The organism is Thermodesulfovibrio sp. TK110, assembly GCF_054658355.1.
In genome coordinates, this window is record NZ_BAAHNB010000001.1 from 1,090,952 (window position 1) to 1,111,684 (window position 20,733).

18 protein-coding genes are annotated in these 20,733 nt (G+C 32.5%); 14 read left to right on the forward strand and 4 right to left on the reverse strand.

Going from position 1 to position 20,733, the window contains the following annotated elements; all coding sequences use genetic code 11:
• Positions 1-85: 85 nt before the first annotated feature.
• The 4 genes from rsmA to ACYQ3X_RS05685 are packed head-to-tail and all read right to left on the reverse strand — an operon-like array spanning position 86 to position 4,420.
• Positions 86-856: a 16S rRNA (adenine(1518)-N(6)/adenine(1519)-N(6))-dimethyltransferase RsmA gene (rsmA, locus tag ACYQ3X_RS05670; protein WP_460180848.1), complete on the reverse strand. Its 771-nt coding sequence runs from the start codon at positions 854-856 to the stop codon at positions 86-88.
• Positions 849-1,487, reverse strand: a complete 639-nt coding sequence (locus ACYQ3X_RS05675; protein ID WP_460180849.1) for a hypothetical protein — start codon at positions 1,485-1,487, stop codon at positions 849-851. The genes rsmA and ACYQ3X_RS05675 overlap by 8 nt, the downstream gene beginning before the upstream one ends.
• Positions 1,459-2,814, reverse strand: a complete 1,356-nt coding sequence (gene radA / locus ACYQ3X_RS05680; protein WP_460180850.1) for a DNA repair protein RadA — start codon at positions 2,812-2,814, stop codon at positions 1,459-1,461. The genes ACYQ3X_RS05675 and radA overlap by 29 nt, the downstream gene beginning before the upstream one ends.
• A gap of 22 nt (positions 2,815-2,836) precedes the next feature.
• Positions 2,837-4,420, reverse strand: a complete 1,584-nt coding sequence (locus ACYQ3X_RS05685; protein WP_460180851.1) for an L-lactate permease — start codon at positions 4,418-4,420, stop codon at positions 2,837-2,839.
• A 118-nt stretch (positions 4,421-4,538) separates the two neighbouring features.
• On the opposite strand from ACYQ3X_RS05685, the gene ACYQ3X_RS05690 reads away from it, so the two are divergent.
• From ACYQ3X_RS05690 to ACYQ3X_RS05755, 14 genes are all read left to right on the forward strand, one after another.
• Complete coding sequence (locus ACYQ3X_RS05690) at positions 4,539-5,600, forward strand: hypothetical protein (RefSeq protein ID WP_460180852.1); 1,062 nt, start codon at positions 4,539-4,541, stop codon at positions 5,598-5,600.
• 9 nt (positions 5,601-5,609) lie between these two features.
• Positions 5,610-6,590, forward strand: coding sequence for a DUF128 domain-containing protein (locus ACYQ3X_RS05695; RefSeq protein WP_460180853.1), 981 nt, complete (start codon positions 5,610-5,612; stop codon positions 6,588-6,590).
• The gene (locus ACYQ3X_RS05700; RefSeq protein ID WP_460180854.1) at positions 6,590-9,202 is read left to right on the forward strand and encodes a CBS domain-containing protein; all 2,613 of its coding nucleotides are present in this window, start codon (positions 6,590-6,592) and stop codon (positions 9,200-9,202) included. The genes ACYQ3X_RS05695 and ACYQ3X_RS05700 overlap by 1 nt, the downstream gene beginning before the upstream one ends.
• Positions 9,203-9,227: 25 nt before the next feature.
• Positions 9,228-9,524, forward strand: coding sequence for a hypothetical protein (locus ACYQ3X_RS05705; protein ID WP_460180855.1), 297 nt, complete (start codon positions 9,228-9,230; stop codon positions 9,522-9,524).
• A gap of 66 nt (positions 9,525-9,590) precedes the next feature.
• On the forward strand, positions 9,591-10,346 hold the full coding sequence (locus ACYQ3X_RS05710; RefSeq protein WP_460180856.1) for a polysaccharide deacetylase family protein: 756 nt from the start codon (positions 9,591-9,593) through the stop codon (positions 10,344-10,346).
• On the forward strand, positions 10,346-11,449 hold the full coding sequence (locus tag ACYQ3X_RS05715; RefSeq protein WP_460180857.1) for a glycosyltransferase family 4 protein: 1,104 nt from the start codon (positions 10,346-10,348) through the stop codon (positions 11,447-11,449). Before ACYQ3X_RS05710 ends, ACYQ3X_RS05715 begins: the two co-directional genes overlap by 1 nt.
• Positions 11,425-12,546, forward strand: a complete 1,122-nt coding sequence (gene rfaQ / locus ACYQ3X_RS05720) for a putative lipopolysaccharide heptosyltransferase III (protein ID WP_460180858.1) — start codon at positions 11,425-11,427, stop codon at positions 12,544-12,546. Before ACYQ3X_RS05715 ends, rfaQ begins: the two co-directional genes overlap by 25 nt.
• 220 nt (positions 12,547-12,766) lie before the next feature.
• Entirely contained in the window at positions 12,767-13,894 is a 1,128-nt protein-coding gene (locus ACYQ3X_RS05725; RefSeq protein WP_460180859.1) for a glycosyltransferase family 9 protein, read from the forward strand.
• Complete coding sequence (locus ACYQ3X_RS05730; protein ID WP_460180860.1) at positions 13,875-14,975, forward strand: glycosyltransferase family 4 protein; 1,101 nt, start codon at positions 13,875-13,877, stop codon at positions 14,973-14,975. The genes ACYQ3X_RS05725 and ACYQ3X_RS05730 overlap by 20 nt, the downstream gene beginning before the upstream one ends.
• Complete coding sequence (locus ACYQ3X_RS05735) at positions 14,968-16,119, forward strand: glycosyltransferase (protein WP_460180861.1); 1,152 nt, start codon at positions 14,968-14,970, stop codon at positions 16,117-16,119. Before ACYQ3X_RS05730 ends, ACYQ3X_RS05735 begins: the two co-directional genes overlap by 8 nt.
• Positions 16,116-17,345, forward strand: coding sequence for an O-antigen ligase family protein (locus tag ACYQ3X_RS05740; RefSeq protein ID WP_460180862.1), 1,230 nt, complete (start codon positions 16,116-16,118; stop codon positions 17,343-17,345). Before ACYQ3X_RS05735 ends, ACYQ3X_RS05740 begins: the two co-directional genes overlap by 4 nt.
• Positions 17,338-18,495 (forward strand): glycosyltransferase family 4 protein, encoded by a 1,158-nt coding sequence (locus ACYQ3X_RS05745; protein ID WP_460180863.1) that lies wholly within the window; start codon positions 17,338-17,340, stop codon positions 18,493-18,495. The genes ACYQ3X_RS05740 and ACYQ3X_RS05745 overlap by 8 nt, the downstream gene beginning before the upstream one ends.
• A complete protein-coding gene (locus ACYQ3X_RS05750; RefSeq protein ID WP_460180864.1) occupies positions 18,489-19,562 on the forward strand; it encodes a glycosyltransferase family 9 protein in 1,074 nt (357 codons plus the stop codon). The genes ACYQ3X_RS05745 and ACYQ3X_RS05750 overlap by 7 nt, the downstream gene beginning before the upstream one ends.
• Positions 19,563-20,654: a glycosyltransferase family 4 protein gene (locus ACYQ3X_RS05755; protein WP_460180865.1), complete on the forward strand. Its 1,092-nt coding sequence runs from the start codon at positions 19,563-19,565 to the stop codon at positions 20,652-20,654.
• Positions 20,655-20,733 lie beyond the last annotated feature (79 nt).

Here is a 20,733-nt window from a genome sequence, read left to right on the forward strand (position 1 = left end):
ATGCCAGAATTGAAATGCATTGATTTTATTAGGCTTTATATGAACAGTTTAATAACTATTACCTTTATTGTTTGCAAAAATTGCATTATTTTTTGCAGAATTTGCAAAGCTCATTGGTAATGTAAGCAAAATCCTCAATTGAAAGCTCTTCTGCTCTTTTCATGGGATTTATGCCGATTTGAGTTAAAAATTCTTTTGACTTCTCAATAACTAATTTTAAAGAATTGGATATCATTTTTCTCCGATGACTAAAAGCTGATTTAACAATTTTAAAAAACATTTTTTCATCAACTACTCTTACAGCTGGATAGAGTCTTCTGTCCATTTTTATCACTGCTGATTCAACCTCTGGCGGAGGAGTGAAAAATTTAGGAGGAATATAGAATTTTATTGCAGGTACTGTATAATACTGAACAATAATGCTCAAAGCAGAGTATGCCTTTGAGTGAGGACCTGCAACAAGCCTTTGAGCAACCTCCTTCTGAACTGTTAAAGTCATTGAAACAAGATTTATAGCTTTAATTAGTCTGAAAATTATCGGTTTTGTTATGTAATAGGGAATGTTTGCAACAACTTTAAACTCTCCAATTTCTTCATATGGAAACCTGAGGGCATTTTGATTTAGTATCTTTAAATTTTCCCTTTGAGAAAATCTTTCCTTCAAAATTTTAAAAAGCACAGGATCAATCTCAATTGCTATAACTTCTTTTGCATTCTGAATTAATAACTCTGTTAAATCGCCCATTCCTGCGCCTATTTCAACAACTCTGTCCTGAGGAGTAATTTCTGAAACTGTCACAATCCTTTGAAGAATTTCATGATTTCTTAAGAAATGCTGTCCGAGCTTTTTACCCATTTATTAGCTTTAAGTTTTCTATATTGATTTTTAAGGTTCTATTTTTGTAGTAAACGATAATTCTAAAAGGCATCATAAGTAAAGTTTTATCCTCACTCTGAAACTGTTTAAAGTTATCATAGGTTATTAAAATTTGCTGATTTTCAAAAGTAAAACTCTGGCTTACAGGCATAAATCCATTTTTATTTAATACAACTTCTCTGTCGGTATTTTTTTCCTTCAAAATAAAGTTATTGTCTTTTTCTTTAATCTCAAAATCACCAACCCACCACATAAAACCCTTTCTTACCCCGGTTAAGATTTGCTTTACCTTATCTTTTTCTATCAATAGGTTTGATGATACTTCTCCATTTTTTTCATAAACATCACCTGCAGGAAAGCCCATGTAATAAATGCGAAGAAGTGTTTCATTTTTGTTGATTTTAACTAAAGCATCTGCACTGAGAAGATCTCCTTTGCTTTCATAATCAATAGTTAAAGAACTTTCAATGCCTTGATAAATTTGCATTTTTTTTATAAAATCCTGAATATTCTCAGCATAAAACTCTTTCAAAACCTCAGGTTTCTTTGCAGTACAACCAGAAATAAGAAATATTACAAAACTAAATGCCAGTAATCTCAAGAAGCTCATTTATTGAGCTAACTCCTTTTATTTTTAAGTTATAATTTTCTTTAAGTCTTTCAAAGTTGCTTTTAGGAATAATTGCCTGTTTCATACCTATTCTGTATGCTTCTTTTAATCTTAACTCTGTTTGAGATATTGCACGAATCTCACCACTTAATCCGACTTCACCAAAAATAACAGTTCTCTCAGGCAAAGGCATATCTCTGAAAGAGGAAACGATGGCAGAAATTATGGCTAAATCTGATGCAGGCTCTGCAATTTTAAGTCCTCCCACTACATTTACAAATATATCTGCAGCTGCAAGATTTATTCTACCACGCTTTTCCAGCACAGCAACCAGAAGGTTTACCCTCTGATAGTCAACTCCATTAAAGTTCCTTCTTGGCATGCCAAATTGAGAAGGTGCAACAAGTGCCTGTATCTCTGTAAGAATTGCCCTTGTTCCCTCAATTGTTGCTGTAATGGCTGAACCACTGCAGACTCCATGTTCAGATAGAAAAATTAGGGAAGGATTTTCAACCTCTGTGAGTCCTTGAGAAGTCATCTCAAAAACACCTATTTCATTGGTTGGTCCAAAACGGTTTTTTACGCTTCTTAAGATTCTGTAGGCATATCCCCTGTCTCCTTCAAAATAAAGAACTGTATCCACAAGATGTTCAAGAACGCGAGGTCCTGCTATTGCTCCTTCCTTTGTCACATGACCGATTAGAAAAACAGGGATTCCTGTGGATTTTGCAAAATTCATAAACTTTGCTGCAGAATCTCTAATCTGACTTACAGAGCCAGGCGCTGAAACTGCTTCTTCAGTGTAAACTGTCTGAATTGAATCAACAATCAATACAACTGGTTGCGTTTCTTTTGCACATTCAATAATTTTCTCAACAAGGGTTTCACTTAAAAGTAAAATTCCTTCTGAACTAATTCCAAGCCTTTCTGCTCTTAATTTTATCTGTGTAAGAGATTCTTCTGCTGAAACATAAAGAACTTTCCCATACTGTATTGAAAGATTATGGGATGCCTGCAGTAGCAAGGTTGATTTGCCTATGCCTGGGTCTCCTCCAATAAGAATAAGAGAGCCTTTAACTAATCCACCACCAAGAACTCTGTCAAGTTCAGCAATTCCAGTTAAAAACCTGTCTGATACTGTAATTTCAATGGAAGTTATTGAAACAGGATGAAGAATTTCTGATAAAGTTTTTCTTTCAGCTTTTTCTTCTATAGTTTCCTCAACAAAGCTATTCCATGCACCACAATCAGGGCAGCGTCCGATCCATTTTGGTGAAATATATCCGCAACTCTGGCACTGAAAAAATCTCCTCAGTTTTACCTTCATGCATTAATGATAATTTATTTTGCTATAAATAAACAATTATCATAAGCATTATGCCTGTTATGGCACACATAAGTAAAACTGGAAACAAAACTGCTTTTATAAATTGTGCTTCTTCTTTTCCTCCCACACCAATCGTGGCAGCTGCATTTGTAATCTTAGAAGGAGTTATTGCAGAGGCTATACCTCCACCAACTGCATGAGCTGCATAAATCCACATAAAAGCATTTGCTCCTACAGTTGAAAGGGTTGCCTCCCATTGAATCTTTGCAAAAAGAACATTTGATGCTGTTTCACTTCCACCCACAAAAGCACCAAACAAACCAAGAAATGGTGCAATGAAAGGATAGGCAGGACCAAAAACATTTGCAAGAGTGATTCCAATAATTCTGTCCATATTATACTGAGCAAAATATTGAGATGGCACAAGTTTACCATTCACAACCTCCATTGCAGACCATGCCATGATAAATGCTACAGCAAAGAAAAGTGAGTAAGCAAGAAATGGTCCCCATATTCTTGTTATCCATAGTTTGAAGACATTACTTAGTTGTTTTCCTGTGGGTCTAAGTATGAATATGGACATGAAAGAAACAACCATTATCCAGAACCAGACATTTCCAAGAATGTTAAGATCCTCCTTTTTATCCGCGATGATTCTAAGAACCTCTCTCTGTCCAAGCACATTTTCAAGCTTCATTTTTAAAGAAGGAATATTTACAATGAGGGAAATTATTATTAACAGAATAAATGGTAGGCAGGATTTAAAAACTTCTTTATTAAATACAGCTCTGCTTTGCTGCTGACTGTTATTCCTGCGATAAATAAAATAAACTGTAAGCATGGTAATTAATCCTGAAATAATTCCTATAATCTCTACTGGAAGAATTCTGAAACCAGCTATTATCAAAGCAGAAATTGAAAGCACAAGACCTGAAATCAACGCTGCTTTCCAATTTTTCTTTACAGCTTCTTTCCCTCCAACAACTTTGAGCATTAAAAAAGCAAAAATGACCGAGATTACAGGCAATAAAACAGTTACCTTGAAAGTAAAATCCCAGATAAAATCATTAAGGTTTTCTATACGAGGAGGTTTAATTCCAAATGCCATTGCAACTTTTGATGGCAGTGTTAAAGGAATTGTAAAGAGAGCAAAAGAAGTGAGAGGATCATAACACAGAATACTTACGCCAATAGCTGCAATAGGAGAAAAACCGAGTAGTAAAAAAATTGGTGGAAACATCGCAGGAGTTACCATGCCCAATGCTGTGCTTAAAGAACCAAATCCCATTCCAATAAAAAGGGTCTGTTCCTCCTTATTTCTGGCAATGCCTTTTACATACTCAATGATTTTCTTTAACGCTCCAGTTTCTCTCATTAAAAATATCAAAAACATTGTAAATACTACAGCTAAGGATATACCAAAGGCTTTAACAATTCCAGTAAGTGTAGCACCCCATATCACATTCCAGGGAGTTTTAAAATAGTAAACTGCTACAATTACAGCAAGAACCCATCCTACTACAGAAACAAAGCTTCCTGAACGATAAAAAACAAGCATACCTATTAAAACAACAAGAATTGGGAAAATAGCTAAAAAGAAATCCATTTTAGCCTCCTTTTAGAGTTGAAAAATTTAAAAAACTTTATATTTTAAACAATTTTTAATTATAAAAATCAACCATGGTATAATCTTAAATAGACTGAAAAAAGGAGGTTTAAAACAGTTGACAAAAATTATACAAAATTATTTCATGATAACCCTACAATGTGAGTTAGAAATCCCTAAAACCGATAAAGAAACACTCATGGCACTGATGAGAAAATTCTCATCATGTATGAGATATGCATACAACAGGTTATTAGAAGACAAAGAAAGAAAAGATTTACAGCCAGTATTTGCTCTTAACTCAAGGTATGTGGATGATGCAGTAATGAAAGCTAAAACTGTTTTGGAATCTGCTATAGAATCAGGTAAAAATCCTGCAAAGATTATATTTGGTGGTAGAAGACTCTTTAATAAGTTAAAGAAAAGCCACTTAAATGGTAAAAGATGTAAAAAACTTAAAAAAGAATGGAAAGAAAAAAGACTACTGTTATACTCCAGAGGAGATAAAACAAAAGCTGGTAATCTGAACTTAAGATTTGTAAGAGATGGTGATAACTGGTTTTTAAGGATAAATACAGGTAACAGGCAATGGATAAAAGCAAAAGTAATAAGAAGTGTTAAGAGAGAAAATGATAAATGGATAAACTTTATCTGGAGACTAACACAGGTAGAACTGACAGGTAATTATTTTCCATACTCAGTAGAAATAAAAATCAAAGATGGAAAGTTTTATGCAAATATTAGCTATGAAGAATACATACCTGCTTTAACATATACAATAGAAAATGGCATTATAGGCTTAGACATAAATCAAAGCCTTAACAGTGATTCAGAGCCCCAACAGCAGGCAAACCAATGGAAGGAACCTGTGAGGGGAGAGTGTAAAAGCTCTCATAAACTCTGGAAAGCTGTTAAGGTAGCCCTTGGTATTCCTGTTCTTGGTAAATCCTTTGTAAGGGATTTATCTCCGTTAAGAGTATTCTTGGTGGATTGGGACAGGATACCAAGAAGGTTAGTTCCTGTGCTTGGTGCAGGGGCTATGGGGCATCACAAAAACTCGTTGAGTTTTTGGGGACCCCTAAGGGTTAGCCAAATACCGCCTGTAGGCTTTATGGCTAACCTGAATTGGCGGAATACAAATAAGCCTACCAGAAGTGTAAGTTTTATACACTTTTGTTAACCAGGATTTATGAATCGCACACTTATAGCTATTTTGAAAATTCTTGCAAAAGAAAATAAAATAATAGGTTCAAAAGAAATCGCAAAAAAATTAAAAATGTATGGTGTAAATTTATCAGAAAGAACAGTTAGATATCACCTGAAAATTCTTGATGAAAGAGGCTTGACAAAAGTCTTTGGTAAAGAGGGTAGAGTTATAACTGAAAAAGGCAGACAGGAGCTTGAAACTGTAAGCACAGTTGAAAAAGTCGGGTTTATCATAAATAAAATTGAAACGCTGAGTTATCTTTCTGATTTTGATATACATTCCTGTAAGGGCAAAATTATTGTCAATCTAAGCTACATTCCAAAAAGCAAACTTAAAAAAGCTTTCAAATCAATGGAAAATGTTTTTAACTCTTCACTTGTAATGAGTAAAAGAATTGTTTTTATAGAAAAAGATAATGAGACCGTTATCGTCCCTGATGATCATGTTTGTATAGGAACAGTATGCAGTGTTACGCTCAATGCTATTTTATTAAAACATGGAATACCTGTTATATCAAGGTTTGGTGGAGTTCTTGAAATAAGAGATGGACAGCCTTATAGATTTAATGCTCTCATAAGTTATGACGGAACATCACTTGACCCATTGGAAATATTTATAAGAGGTAAGATGACCGATGTTTCAGGTGTCACCAAAAACGGTTCTGGAAGAGTTCTTGCAAGCTTTAGAGAGATTCCAACAGTTTGCCTAAATAAAGTTAAAGAGATTTATTCAATGATGCAAAACAAAGGATTTCAAGGAATTCTTATGTTTGGCGAACCAAATAAGTCTTTGCTTGACATTCCTGTTGGAATAGACAGGGTTGGTATTATAGTTGTAGGAGGATTAAATCCCATTGCTGCAGTTGAAGAATCAGGTATTCAAACATATACTTCAGCCATTTCTACACTTTATGATTATCAGGCAATGGTTGAGTTTAAAGAACTGAGTGAAAGATTGAAATAATGCAGATAATAACAACCCATCTTAATGCTGATTTTGACGCTATTGCTTCATGTATGGCAGCAAAAAAACTTTATCCAGAGGCAGTTGTTGTGCTACCTGGCTCAATGGAAAAGAGGGTTAAGCTTTTTTTTGAAACTTTCAAGCCCTTTGAAATAAAAAAATTAAAAGAAATTGATTTAGATAAAGTGAAAACCTTGATAGTTGTTGATACAAGAAGTGTTCAAAGAATTGGAGAACTTGCTCAATTATTGAAAAAAACAGTAAAAATCCATCTCTATGATCATCATCCTAAGGGAGAAGATGATATAAAAGCAGATTTTGAGATAACAGAGCAGATTGGTGCTCTTGCATCCCTTTTTACAGAAATTTTTCGTAAAAAGAATATTTCTATAACTCCTCTTGAAGCAACGCTTCTGTGTCTGGGGATTTATGAAGAAACAGGATGTCTTCTTTTTCCATCAACAACTGAAAGAGATGTGCTATCAGTTGCTTATTTACTTAAAAAAGGAGCAAATTTAAATATAATTTCTCAATTTCTTAAGGAAGAGCTCTCACGGGAAGAAGTATCTCTTCTTAATGAGCTTCTTAATTCCTTGCAGGAGTACTTAATTAATGGAATAAGAATTAATATCGCTCATGCTGTAAAAGAACACCCTGAGGACATTTCTCACATTGCTCATAAAGTAATGGACATTATTGACACAGATGCGCTTTTTCTTATTATTGAAATGGAAGATAAAATTTTGATAATCGGAAGAAGTAATACTCCGCAGGTTGATATAGGTTTAATTCTAACTGAATTTGGAGGAGGCGGGCACTGGGCAGCAGGAAGTGCCACTTTAAAAGAAAGGCCTGTTAATTTACTTATTGACGAGCTTGTCAAAATCGTTAAACAGCAGATAAAACCAGAAAAAGTTGCCAGAGATTTAATGACAACTCCAGTAATCTCTGTACAATGGGACAGACCAATTAAAGAAGTTGAAGGAATGATGACAAAATATGGCATAAATGCCATGCCCGTAATTAAAAATAATAAATACATTGGCGTAATCACAAGAGGAGTTGTTGAAAAAGCAATCTTCCATGGACTGAAACAATCAAGGGTTGGTGATTTTGCTACAACAGATGCTTACACTGCCGAGGAGGATACACCTTTATGGGAAATAGAAAAAAACATGGTTGAACTTAATCAGAGATTTGTTCCAATTCTTAAAGATGATAAAGTCGTTGGAGTTATTACCAGAACTGATATACTCCGTAATCTGTATGAAGAATTAATAAGAAAATTCAAGATTTCAAAGCCTGTGGAAGCTGAAGAATCCAGAAAAAATGTAGCAAAGCTAATGAAAGAGTTTTTCTCTGAAGAAATTTATGAAATTCTGAGCACTTCAGGAAAGCTTGCTGAAGAAATGGGATATGGAGTTTATCTTGTAGGTGGCTCAGTAAGAGATCTTCTTATGAGAAGACCAAGCCCTGATATAGATATTGTAGTTGAAGGAGATGGGATAGCTTTTGCACAGAAGCTTGCCTCAAAAATAGATGGCAAGGTAATTCCTCATACAAGATTTGCTACTGCGAAAATTTTAAAAGAAATCAAAAAAAATGGCGAAATAAAGAGCTTTTACATAGATATTGCAACAGCCAGAACAGAATACTATGAGTCACCAGCAGCGTTACCAAAGGTTGAAACTTCGTCCATTAAAAAAGATTTATACAGAAGAGACTTTACAATAAATGCTCTGGCTGTCAAACTAAATTCAAAAGATTTTGGATTGCTCATAGATTTTTTTGGCGGGCAGAGAGATATAAAAGACAAAAAAATAAGAGTGCTTCATAATCTTAGCTTCGTGGAAGACCCTACCAGAGCTATAAGAGCCATAAGATTTTCAGAGAAGCTGGGATTTAAAATATCAAAACACACTGAAAACTTAATAAAACTTGCTGTTAAAATGAGCATTTTTGAAAAACTTAAAGGACCAAGACTTTATGAAGAACTTATTTTACTTTTAAAAGAAACTCTACCTCATCATTCAATAAAAAGGCTTGACGATTATGGTTTACTCAAAATCCTTCATCCTTCCTTAGAAGAAAAAAAACTTTACAGTGATCTTGCAAGAGCTTATGAAACTGTACAAGCCATAGAACTCCTTTTTTTGAGAGAAAAATATAGAAAAGAATTCATCTATTTAATGGTAATACTCTGGAACCTGAAGGACCATGAAAGGCAGGAGTTTCTCCAAAGAATATGCATTCCAGAAAATATAAAAAAAGAGGTTATTGAAAATATAATCTCCGCTGAGAAAGCCTTAAAAGCTTTTCCTTCTGAAGAATCTCCTGTAGAAATATACACAGCCTTAAAACCATTAAGCATAGAAACAATAATTTTAATGATGGTTTATGCACAGAATCAGCAAAGAAAAGCAATTTCTTTTTATCTTACAAAACTTAAAGAAATAAAGCCTTTATTGCGCGGAGAAGATTTGAAAACTCTCGGAATTCCTCCAGGACCTGCTTATAAAAAGATTTTTGATGAAATTTTAAAGGAAAAGCTTCAGGGCAGGCTTCTATCAAAGGAAGAAGAGATGGAGTTTGCAAAAAAGCTTGGAAAATAGAAAATTTATTATGATATTATAGATTATGGCATCAATCAATCTTGAAGAAATAAAAAAGCTTGAAGAAATAAAAAAGTTAATTAAAACTGAATTGCCAACAATTTTAAGGACAGATCCCTCTTTTCGTAGATATATTCTTCAAATAACAAAGCTTTATTATCCTCCCAAGAAAAAAACAGAAGACAGAATAGAACAGCTTTATCAACAGCTTTTGCAGATGCAGGAGCAGTCTGAAAAAAGATGGCAGGAGTGGAATAAAAGATGGAAAAAACTCAGGCTGATTGGAATAAAAAATGGGACACTCATTCAGATGAATTTATAGAGAAGGAAGAAAAAAATATAAGCGAAATAGAAGAATAAATTGCTCCAGGACAGTATCCCTGTTTTAATGTATCATCATGTAATGCCCTTTAACAGTACTCTTAATGTAACTCCAGATGTTTTTGAAGAACAACTAATAGGCTTGAAAACAAAGGGCTGGAAAACACTTGATGGTAAAGAATTTTTATATCTTATGGAACATTCTGAAGAACCAAGAAAAAAATGTCTGCTTATCACATTTGATGATGGCTTTATTGATAACTATATTTATGCTTATCCTCTTCTCAAAAAATACAAAATGAAGGCATTGTTGTTTGTAGCAACAGATTTTATAACTGATTTAGATATTAAAAGAGATAACCTTGCTTTCACCCATAAAGAAATGTGGAAGCTTGCTTTTTCAGAAAAAAAGCATGAGGTAATGTGCACTTGGAATGAACTCAGAGAAATGCAGTATGAAGGCGTTTTTGATATACAGAGTCATGGACACACGCATAAAATACCTAATTTCATAGAAATGGCTGATTATGAGGCGCTGAAAGATGATTTAAACCTGGGAAAGGAATTACTAATTAAAAATCTGGGGAAAGAGCCTCTTCATCTTGCCTGGCCCAAAGGAGTTTATGACAGTAAGGCAGAAGAAATAGCTAAAAAGCTGGGATTTAAGGCTTTATATACAACTCAAAGAGGAGCAAACATAGATGATCCATTTCATATTAAAAGACTTGCTATAAAAAATAAGGGCAAAAGCTGGCTTAATAAGAAGTTGATAATTTACAGCTCTTCACTGTTAAGCAAAATATATTATAGAATAAGAGTTTAATGAAAATTGCTTTCATAAAAAGAAATTTCTCCTATCACGGTGGTGCTGAAAAATATCTTTCCACTCTTATAGGCAGTTTGAAAAAAAAAGAATGGGAAATTCATATATTTGCCAACAAATGGATAAAAAATGAAGAAGTATTATTTCACAAAGTTCCGATTTTGCCTTTATGTTCATTTTTGAGGGCTTATAGTTTTAACCGAAATCTCAACATTAATCTTAAAGAGTTTGACTGTGTGATTAGCTTTGAAAGAACCACAAAACAGCATATTTACAGAGCCGGAGAAGGATGCCATAAAAGATGGCTTGAATTACGCTCTTGTTTTGAATCTAAATTAAAGAAATTCTCATTTAAACTAAATCCTCTTCACAGATATTATCTAAGGCTTGAAAGGCAAATCTTTGAAAAAACTCCATTAATCATTGCAAACTCACATATGGTAAAAAATGAAATAATCAATTACTATGGAATCCCTTCTTCAAAAATTATCGTAATTTACAATGGTGTTGATACTGAGAAATTCTCTCCGGAAAACAGAAAAAAACATAGCCAATTAAGGCAAACACTTAAACTGCCAACGGATAGAAAAATCATTCTTTTTGTCGGCTCTGGATTTAGAAGAAAGGGGCTAATTACTCTTCTTAAAGCAATGGCAATTTTAAAATACAAACAATATCTGCTTCTTATTATAGGGAAAGGAGATATAAAAAAATACATGAAAATATCTAAAAATCTTGGTATTGAAGATAAAGTATTTTTTATGGGCGCAAGAAAAGACATTGAGAGCTTTTATGCCATGGCTGACCTTTTTGTTCTTCCCACAATTTATGATCCTTTCAGCAATGCAACACTTGAAGCTATGGCATCGGGAATTCCTGTAATTACAACCATAAACAATGGTGTCTCAGAAATCATTGAAGAAGGAAAAGAAGGCTTTACCATAAAAGATCCATTTGCCCATGAGGAGCTTGCAGATAAAATAAATATTGCCATGGAAAATACTGAAAAAATGGGAGAGTTTGCAAGAAAAAAAGCAAAATATTTTACAATTCAAAGAGCTGTAGAGGAGTTCACAGGATGTATAAAAAAATTCTTGTTATAAAGCTTCGTCATATAGGAGATGTTTTACTTACAACACCTGTTTTCAGGGCTTTAAAAGAGAATTTTCCGAACTCATTTATTGCTGCATTGGTAAACAAAGGCACAGAGGAGGTTCTTGAGAAAAATCCTTACATAGACCAGATTATAATCTATGATAGAGAAATAAAAAAATTACCTGTATTTAAAAGATACATTGAGGAGATTAAATTTCTAAAGAAGATACGAAATATTGGTTTTGATACTACCATAGACCTTACAGGAGGAGATAGAGCAGCAATAATATCATATTTTTCAGGAGCTAAAACAAGGATAGGAATAAAATCAAAAGGATTTTTTGGGAAAAAATATATTTATACCAAAATTTTTGAGATAGATGGTCATAGGCATACAGTGCTTCAGAATCTTGAAGTTCTTGAAAAAATGGGATTAAAAATGGGAAAGCCTGAAGTAATTCTCAATATTACAGAAGATGAAAAGAATTGGGCAAAACAACTGATTTTTCCCTGTAATTCCGAACGAAAACAAGGAATCTCATCCTTTAATCAAAAAATTATCCACATTCATCCCACATCCAGATGGCTTTTTAAATGCTGGAAGGACGAATACATGGCAGAAGTTATAAAATGGTTGATTTCCAATGGATATAGAGTAGTTCTTACCTCATCCAGAGATGAAAAAGAACTTAAAAAAATTGAGTCAATTCTTTCATATATTTCTTCATATCCTTCTGAATCTATAATAAACCTTGCAGGTAAACTAACTCTGAGGCAACTTATAGCAGTCTCTTCCCTCTGTGATCTTTATTTTGGTATAGACACAGCGCCAATGCATATAGCAGCAGCTTTAGGGAAACCAGTGGTAGCACTTTTTGGACCAAGTGGAGCATTTCATTGGGGTCCATGGGATAATGAGTCAAATGGAAAACCTTATTCTCAAAGAAACGGCATTCAGAGATTTGGTAAAAACATAGTAATTCAGCGAAACTGGATTTGCATTCCCTGCGGACAGGATGGCTGCGAAGGCTCAAAAATAAGCAAATGCCTCTTTGATATAAAATCCGAGGAAGTGATGGAGATTCTTAAAGAAGTATTAAGATAATGCATTACATCTTTAATTTTGCAATGAAAGAGCAAAAGAAAACTATCCACGCATTAAAATGATGAAACGCTTTGAATTTGAACTTAAATATAAGGAAACGATATAATTGTGATATAATGTTGACATGAGAGTTCTTAATGAAATTCCTTTCAAGGATAAAATAAAGAAATCCTTATTTATGAAAGAAAAAATTGCCGTTCTAATAAATGAAACTGAATAAATGAGGCTGAAAATAAGAGAAAATTTGCTTTATCTGGTATTAAAAATAATTAAAAAATTTGACAAAAGACAAACAGATTTGAAATATTTTAACCCTGATGAAGTTAAAAACATTCTTGTGGTATCATCAACTGCAATTGGAGATACTCTAATGTCAACACCTGCAATAAGAGCAGTAAGACAGCGATACCCTCATGCAAAAATAATTGCCCATTTTAATGTGAAAAATATGGAACTCTTTGAAAACAATCCACATATTGATGGAATAATTCCATATTACGGTGGATGGAAGAAATTTTTTAAAACAATCAAGGAGTTTCGCAAACATAACTTTGATGTAGCATTGATACTTCATGGAAATGAACCTCAGGCAACTCCAATGGCGTATCTCAGCGGTGCAAGATTTATTGTAAAAGTGCCTATGCCAAAGAGATTCGGTTTTTTAGTTAGCAATAAAAGCAATGGCTTTGAAAATCCATGGAATCATCATGGTATTGATGTAAGGCTTAAAGCAGCATCTTTTATCGGATGTAATAACACCAACAGAGAAATGGTACTTAAAGTTGAAGAACAAGACAGAGCCAGATTATTGGATTTACTGAAAAATTTTAATATAGATTTAAATAAAAAACTTGTAGGCTTTCAAGTAGGAGCTGCCAATAAATTTAAAATATGGCCAGCAGAGAAGTTTATAGAGTTAGGTAAAAGGCTTATTGAATACGATGAAAATATATTTATTATAGTTTTAGGTTCTAAAAATGAAAAAACTTTATGCGATTATGTCCAGAATAAAATAAAGCATGGTGTGATATCTTTAGCTGGTATATTATCCCTCAAAGAATTAAGAGCTTTAATAGAAAAACTTCAACTTCTTGTTACAAATGATACTGGTGCAATGCATATAGCAGTAGCTTTAAAAAAGAAAACTTTATCACTTTTTTGTCCAACAAATTTCTGGGGAGTAGGACCTGTTCAGGATAATCATTTACACAAGATTATCGTAAAGGACAAACCATGTAACTTTTGTTTAACGAAAAAATGTAAAACTCCTTTTTGTATGGATCTGATAGAAGTAGATGAAGTATTTGAAGCAATAAAGGGAATTTTATATGAAGATAGCTCTTTATAATGTAACCACCACTATTAAAAATGGTGGAATTGAAAGCTTCTGTCTAGGATTAGCAAGAAATCTCTCCAAAGCAGGGATTGAAATAGATTTATATACAGGGAAGACTGATAAAATTTTACCATATCAAAATAATTTGAAAATAATAACTTTACCTTACGTAAGTCGCAATAAATTTCCTAATTTTGGCTCTCGCTTTAGAAAATTTATGGAAAGGCTTTCTTTTGCCTATTATGCTATACCTGTATTAAGAAAAAATAATTATAATTTTTTCATTATTTTTAAACCCTATGATCTACCAGTTGCGATTTTAATGAAAAAGGTGTCAAATTGTAAAACTATATTCTTTTCAGGTGGGACAGAGTTTTTTGCGGGTTACAGGTTAATGATTAGAAGATTAGACTATTTTTTTTCCTGCAGCGAATTTAACGCAAAACAAATAGAAAATTATTCAGCAGTAAAACCATTGATATTACCAAACGGGATAGATACGGATTTATTTAAGCCTCAAGAACCTGCAATAGAGCTTAAAAAAAAGTTGCAGTTAAGAGACGAAAAAATTTTAATTACTGTTTGTAGACTTGTGGGATGGAAGGGAGTTCAATATGGGATTAAAGCTTTAAAAAAGATTATTGAAAATGGCTATAAAGTAAAGTACTTAATTATCGGGGATGGGGAATACAGAAAAAATCTTGAAAAATTAGTTGATGAATTAAACATCAACAATCATGTCTTATTTTTAGGAAATGTTGAAAATTCTGAATTACCAAAATATTACTCTATTTCTGATATTGCCATATTCCCGAGTATTGCAAATGAAACATTTGGAATCTCTATTGCTGAAGCTATGGCATGTGAAGTACCAGTAATATCCACAAATGTTGGAGGAATTCCTGAAGTAGTTGGAGATAGCGGTTTTCTGATAGAACCTTGCAATGAAGATGAAATCGCAAGTAAAATAAAAACTTTAATTGATAATTTCTCTTTAAGAAAGGAGTCTGCTATTAAAAGTAGACAAAGAATTGTAAAAAATTTTAGCTGGGATATTATAGTTAATAATTTTTTGGAGCGTATAAATGCCTAAAAAGGTATTAATGTTTGCAGGACCTGTTCATCCTATTCCTCCCATAAAGGGAGCAGCAGTAGAATCATGGATATATGAAGTATCAAAAAGAGTTATTAGTTTTGAACCTCACATTGTCTCTATTGGTGACATTTATTATCCTGAAAGTGAATATAAAAATGGAATTTACTTCCATAGAATAAATTTTAGCCCTTTATATAGAAGAATTTTTCAGAAAATGACTAAATTAGATCCCTTATCTTATCCAAAGAGAGTCTTAAAAATCATAAATAAAATTAAACCAGATATAGTTCATATACACAATACTTATAAATGGGCATTACCAGTCATTGAAAAATTGGATAAAAACATAAAAATTGTATTGCATTTTCATAATGAGATTAATATTGATAAAGAAAATCAGGTTGATGCTTTTATAGGATGTAGCCAGTTTATTGTAGAAATTTATAAAAAAAATAATAAATTAAAAGCCAAGCATTATAAATGCATTTATAATGGTGTGGACCTATCAAAATATAGACCTTATTGGGAAATTCCTGAGTTAAGACGAAGCATAAGGGAAAGATTTAAAATAAAAGAAAATGAGTTTATTGTACTTTTTATTGGAAGAGTTTCTCCTGAAAAAGGAGTTGAGCATTTTGTAAATACTGCCATTAGATTGAAAAATGTTAAAAATATACGATTTTTTATTGTTGGAGAAATTTCAAAAAAAGGAGAAAGAGCGAATTATGCAAAAGAGATTTTAAAAAAAATAACAAGTTATAAGGATAAAATAATCTTTACCGATGTATTTCCTCCTTTTAAAATGCCCTTAATATATCTTATAGGAGATATAGTTTTTTCACCTTCTAATTTTGAAGAGCCTTTTTCAATGGTTAATATAGAAGCTATGGCAACAGGGCTTCCCGTAATAACAAGAGCTAAAGGAGGAGTTAAGGAATATATTAAAAATGGAATTAATGGTTTTTTTGTTAGAGAAGAGAAAATAGATGAAGATGCTTCAGAATTAATAGTTAATTTATATCAAAATGAGAGGCTGAGAAAAACTATTGGAGAAAATGCAAGAGATACAGTTAAAAAATTTGATTGGTTTTATATTGTGGAGGAATTAGAAAAATTTTATATGGAACTATTGACAAAATGAAAGTAATAAATACATTACCGAAAATTTTATTAATTTTCTCTGAATACTTACTTTACTTATTGATAATATTTTTGTTTATAGATCAAGGAGAGACTTTCAGGGAAGTTGGTATATATACACCATCAATTTTATTGTTTTTAAGAGCTTTAATCTCACAAGAAAATCCAGTTGATATAAAAAATAAAATTTTTATTTTAGTCATATTTTTATGTTTCTCTGGAATTATTGCTTCAATTTTTTCTCCTGAACCATATTATTCATTAAAGTGGTTTAAAAAAACGTATTTAAAGTTGTTTTTTGTGACTTTAGCTTTCATTTATATTTTTCAAACTCCACAAAAATTAGAAAATTTAAGCAATCTATTTGTTTTTTTAACTTTGTTATTTTCAATATTAACGATTTATGAGTTTTATACGAAAGTTTTTCTAAATTCATATGACTTTGGAACAACAATACGAAAATATATTGTTCCATTAGAAATTTTTTGTCTCTTCATTCCATGTTTTATTGTTACTAAAAAAACAAAATTTTTGAAAATCATAGGCTTGAGTTTACTCCTGATAACTCTGCTTGCAATTATTTTTACAGGAAGCAGAGGAGGCTGGATAAGTGTTCTGTCAGGTATAGCTGTATGGCTAATTGGTTATACATATATAACAAAGGCAAACATAAAGAAAATTGTTGTTGTCACCGTTTCCATGACAGTTATAATTTTTATTGTCATATCAATATGTTCTCCTTCATATGTAAAAGTCAAAATTGAACAACTTCTTAAAGGATATACTTCACAGAGAAAAGAGTATGTGTGGCCCATTGCCATAGAGTCCTATAAAAATCTTCCTTTAATAAATAAAATTTTTGGCAATGGACTCGGAAGAATGACTTATCTTGAAGATTTTAAAAAATACTACATTAATAGATTTGGTAAAGAACCAGAAGAACTGTATTCACCACATAATGTTTATTTGGGTACATTATATAAACAAGGCATATTTGGTCTTACAATATTTTTTGCTCTGTTTTTTACTTCTTTCAAGATTTTATTTAAAAGCTTAAAAATGGAACAATCTTTAAAAATGAAAACCTTTGCATTATCGCTAATTGCCGTTTTATCTGTTTTTATGATTCATGGTTTAGTAGAGGACATGAGGTTTAATCAATTGCTTTTAATTATTCCTTTAATTGGGGCATATAATGGATATCTCTGGAAAATGAAAAATGATTGAAATTATATATCCGGTTCCAGAAATATTACCTGACAGCAGGGCGAGATTTATTCAAATAATCAATACCTGTTATGCTCTTTCAAAAATGGGATTAAATGTTAATCTTATAACAGGTATTAAAACAGGATTTTCAACAAAGGACTTATATCAATTTTATGGTTTAAAGCCCTGTGAAACTTTTAAAATTATTAAACTCCCTATATTAAGGAGACAAAAGGCTAAATATTTAAAAATTTCGTGGAACGGATTATTTTATTTGTTTTTTTTAAAATTTTTGTACAATAGTTCAAAGGCGAAAAAATGCCTAATATTTTTAAGACACATTAAACTTGCCAGGTTTTTACTGAATTTTAAAAAATTTTTCAAAATGCCTATGATTTTTGAAGTTCATGAAATATTTTATTTAAATAAAAAAAAACAGGCTAATTTAAAACAGACTGAGATAGAGATTTACAAAAACATGGATGCTTTAATATGCATATCTTTCAAGCTTAAAGAATTCCTGATAGATAATTTTAAGATTAATGAGAAAAAAATTTCTGTAGTTCATGATGCTGTTAGAAATGAATGGTTTAAAATAAAAAAAGATCATGAAAATTCCTATATATGTTACACAGGAAGTTTGTATCAATGGAAAGGAGTAGATATTTTAATTTCTGCCATGAAATATCTTCCCGATGAAAAATTATTAATAATTGGCGGAGGAGATAGATTAAATGAATTAAAAAAGCTGGTTATGGAAGAGGATATATCTAATAGAGTAATTTTTACAGGATATGTCCCACACTCTCTTATACCTGAATATCTTTCTAAAGCTAAAATTGCTGTATTACCTAATGTAGCAGAAGGACCTTCACAATTCTCATCTCCCTTAAAATTATTTGAGTATATGGCTGCAGGTATTCCTATTGTGGCTTCAGACTTGCCAGTTTTTAAAGAAGTATTGCAGAATGAGGAAACTGCTATTTTTTTTGAAACGGGAAACCCTAAAGCTCTGGCTGACGCAATAAAAAAAGTTTTAGATTCAAAAGAATTAGCGGAAAAATTAAGTAAAAATGCAAAAAAAAATGCCGAAAATTATACATACGAAAAAAGAGCTGAAAAAATTTATATAGCGTTAATGGAAATTTTTAAAAATTTAAAATGCTAACCAAAATCCTCTTTATCCGTCGGGACAATATCGGAGATCTTATATGCACAACGCCTGCAATTCATGCTGTAAGAAAAGCCTACCCTGAGGCGAAGATAGGTATTCTTGTAAACAGCTATAATGCAGAGGCTTTGATGAATAATCCAGATATTGATGAAGTTTATATTTATGAAAAAGCAAAGCATGTGCCCGAGAAAAATAAGTTTTCCGTTTGGCTAAATAATGCAAAGATTCTCATAAAAATTCGTAAGGAAAGATATGATGTTGCAATTGCCTGTGGTTCATACTCGCCAAGACTTGCCAGATATACATATATGACTCAAGCCAGAATAAGAATCGGATATTTACCTAAAAATATTGATAAATCCTTGTTTTACAATATACCTTTAAAAGAACCTGAAAAGCCAATCCATGAAGTTGAAAGAGTTTTTAATCTTTTATCACCTTTGGAAATTGACGGTTTACCCGATAAATTAAGAGTATTTCCTTCAACAGCTGAGATTAAAAAAGTCTGGGAATTCTTAAAAAGGAAATCTCTCACTAATGCTCGGGATGACAGATTCTTATCAGATACTTCAAGCTTACAGGATGGCAAACTTCTAATTGCCTTACATATAAGCAGTAGAAAGCCTGAAAATAGATGGTCTGCTGAGAAATTTACACAACTTGCAAAAACTATCTTGAAAAAAAACAATGCAGAGATAATGTTTTTATGGTCTCCAGGAAGTGAAAAAAATCCTTATCATCCAGGAGATGATGAAAAGGCAGAATTAATTATTAAATCAATGCCTCAAATTATTCCGTACAGAACAAATCATTTACGAGAGCTTATTGCAGCTCTGAGCTTTGCCAATCTGGTTGTCTGTCTTGATGGTGGAGCAATGCATATAGCAGCAGCACTTGGAAAACCCATTGTAACAATATGGGGATCTACAGACCCTCATAGATGGAGACCATGGGGAGTAAAGCATATTATTTTACAGGGAAGTGATAAAAAAGCTGAAAATGTTGATGTTGAGCGTGTTTTTGAAGCAATAAAGCAGCTTCTTAAGGAGATTACCAGATAAATGCCACTTAAAATCCTTCATACAGAGTCTTCGCCTGGATGGGGTGGTCAGGAAAACAGGATTCTCAATGAAGCATTAGGGTTACAAAGGCTTGGAGCAAAAGTTTACATTTTATGCCAGCCTGAAAGCAGGCTTGCGGAGAAAGCAAAAGAAGCTGGAATTGAGGTTTTCACATATCCCATGCGAAAAATTTATGATATAAAGGCAATTTACCATACAGTAAGGCTTATCAATAAATTAAACATTGATGTGGTAAACACTCACAGCGGTAAAGATAGCTACATTGCAGGATTTGCTGGAAAGCTTTCTAAAAAGCGAGCTTTAATTGTAAGAACAAGGCATCTTGCATTACCCATAACATCAACTTTTTCCTATAAATATCTTGCAGATGTTGTTGTAACAGTAAGTGAATATGTAAGAGACTATCTTATAAGCAAGGGTATTAATCCTGAAAGAGTTTTTGCAATTCCAACAGGCATTGACCTTGAAAAATTTAATCCAGACAGAGTAAAGGCATCTTTAAGAGAAGAACTCGGACTTAGTGAAAACATCCCCCTGATAGGGACTGTATCAGTTTTAAGAAAGAAAAAGGGTCATCACATTCTAATTGAAGCAATTCCACATGTTTTAAAAGAGTTTCCTCAAGCAATTTTTGTTTTTGCTGGCAATGGTCCTCAGAGAAAAAACATTGAATATAAAATATTGCAGTGTGGCTTATCTCAAAATATTATCATGCTCGGACACAGGGATGACATTCCACAGATTCTTAAATCAATTGATATATTTGTCCTGCCAACACTTCAGGAGGCACTTGGTACATCTTTCATTGAAGCAATGGCAATGGGAAAGCCTGTTATTGGTTCTGATGTGAATGGTGTAAGAGAAGTAATAGATGATGCTGTAAATGGTTATCTTGTGCCTGCAGAGGATAAAGTAGCTTTATCAGAAAAAATCATAGAACTTATCTCTGACAGGCAAAAAGCAAAGGATTTCGGAATTAGGGGAAGGGAAAAAGTTGAAAACAAATACACTATAGAGAAAATGTGCAGTGGAATGCTTGAAGTTTATTTAAAAAATTTAAAGAAACCTTAAAACTCCGATCTGTAACTTCCTCTTCCAAGTTCCAAGCCGCTCTTTTAAAGATTTTGGTATAATCCATTATAAAAAAATC

Coding starts and splice junctions, on each gene's coding strand:
- ACYQ3X_RS05695 (WP_460180853.1), top strand. CDS start 5,610: ATGAATCGCACACTTATAGCTATTTTGAAAATTCTTGCAAAAGAAAAT.
- ACYQ3X_RS05750 (WP_460180864.1), top strand. CDS start 18,489: ATGCTAACCAAAATCCTCTTTATCCGTCGGGACAATATCGGAGATCTT.
- ACYQ3X_RS05710 (WP_460180856.1), top strand. CDS start 9,591: ATGTATCATCATGTAATGCCCTTTAACAGTACTCTTAATGTAACTCCA.
- ACYQ3X_RS05675 (WP_460180849.1), bottom strand. CDS start 1,487: ATGAGCTTCTTGAGATTACTGGCATTTAGTTTTGTAATATTTCTTATT.
- ACYQ3X_RS05685 (WP_460180851.1), bottom strand. CDS start 4,420: ATGGATTTCTTTTTAGCTATTTTCCCAATTCTTGTTGTTTTAATAGGT.
- ACYQ3X_RS05705 (WP_460180855.1), top strand. CDS start 9,228: ATGGCATCAATCAATCTTGAAGAAATAAAAAAGCTTGAAGAAATAAAA.
- ACYQ3X_RS05735 (WP_460180861.1), top strand. CDS start 14,968: ATGCCTAAAAAGGTATTAATGTTTGCAGGACCTGTTCATCCTATTCCT.
- ACYQ3X_RS05700 (WP_460180854.1), top strand. CDS start 6,590: ATGCAGATAATAACAACCCATCTTAATGCTGATTTTGACGCTATTGCT.
- ACYQ3X_RS05725 (WP_460180859.1), top strand. CDS start 12,767: ATGAGGCTGAAAATAAGAGAAAATTTGCTTTATCTGGTATTAAAAATA.
- rsmA (WP_460180848.1), bottom strand. CDS start 856: ATGGGTAAAAAGCTCGGACAGCATTTCTTAAGAAATCATGAAATTCTT.
- ACYQ3X_RS05745 (WP_460180863.1), top strand. CDS start 17,338: ATGATTGAAATTATATATCCGGTTCCAGAAATATTACCTGACAGCAGG.
- ACYQ3X_RS05755 (WP_460180865.1), top strand. CDS start 19,563: ATGCCACTTAAAATCCTTCATACAGAGTCTTCGCCTGGATGGGGTGGT.
- ACYQ3X_RS05740 (WP_460180862.1), top strand. CDS start 16,116: ATGAAAGTAATAAATACATTACCGAAAATTTTATTAATTTTCTCTGAA.
- rfaQ (WP_460180858.1), top strand. CDS start 11,425: ATGTATAAAAAAATTCTTGTTATAAAGCTTCGTCATATAGGAGATGTT.
- ACYQ3X_RS05715 (WP_460180857.1), top strand. CDS start 10,346: ATGAAAATTGCTTTCATAAAAAGAAATTTCTCCTATCACGGTGGTGCT.
- ACYQ3X_RS05730 (WP_460180860.1), top strand. CDS start 13,875: ATGAAGATAGCTCTTTATAATGTAACCACCACTATTAAAAATGGTGGA.
- radA (WP_460180850.1), bottom strand. CDS start 2,814: ATGAAGGTAAAACTGAGGAGATTTTTTCAGTGCCAGAGTTGCGGATAT.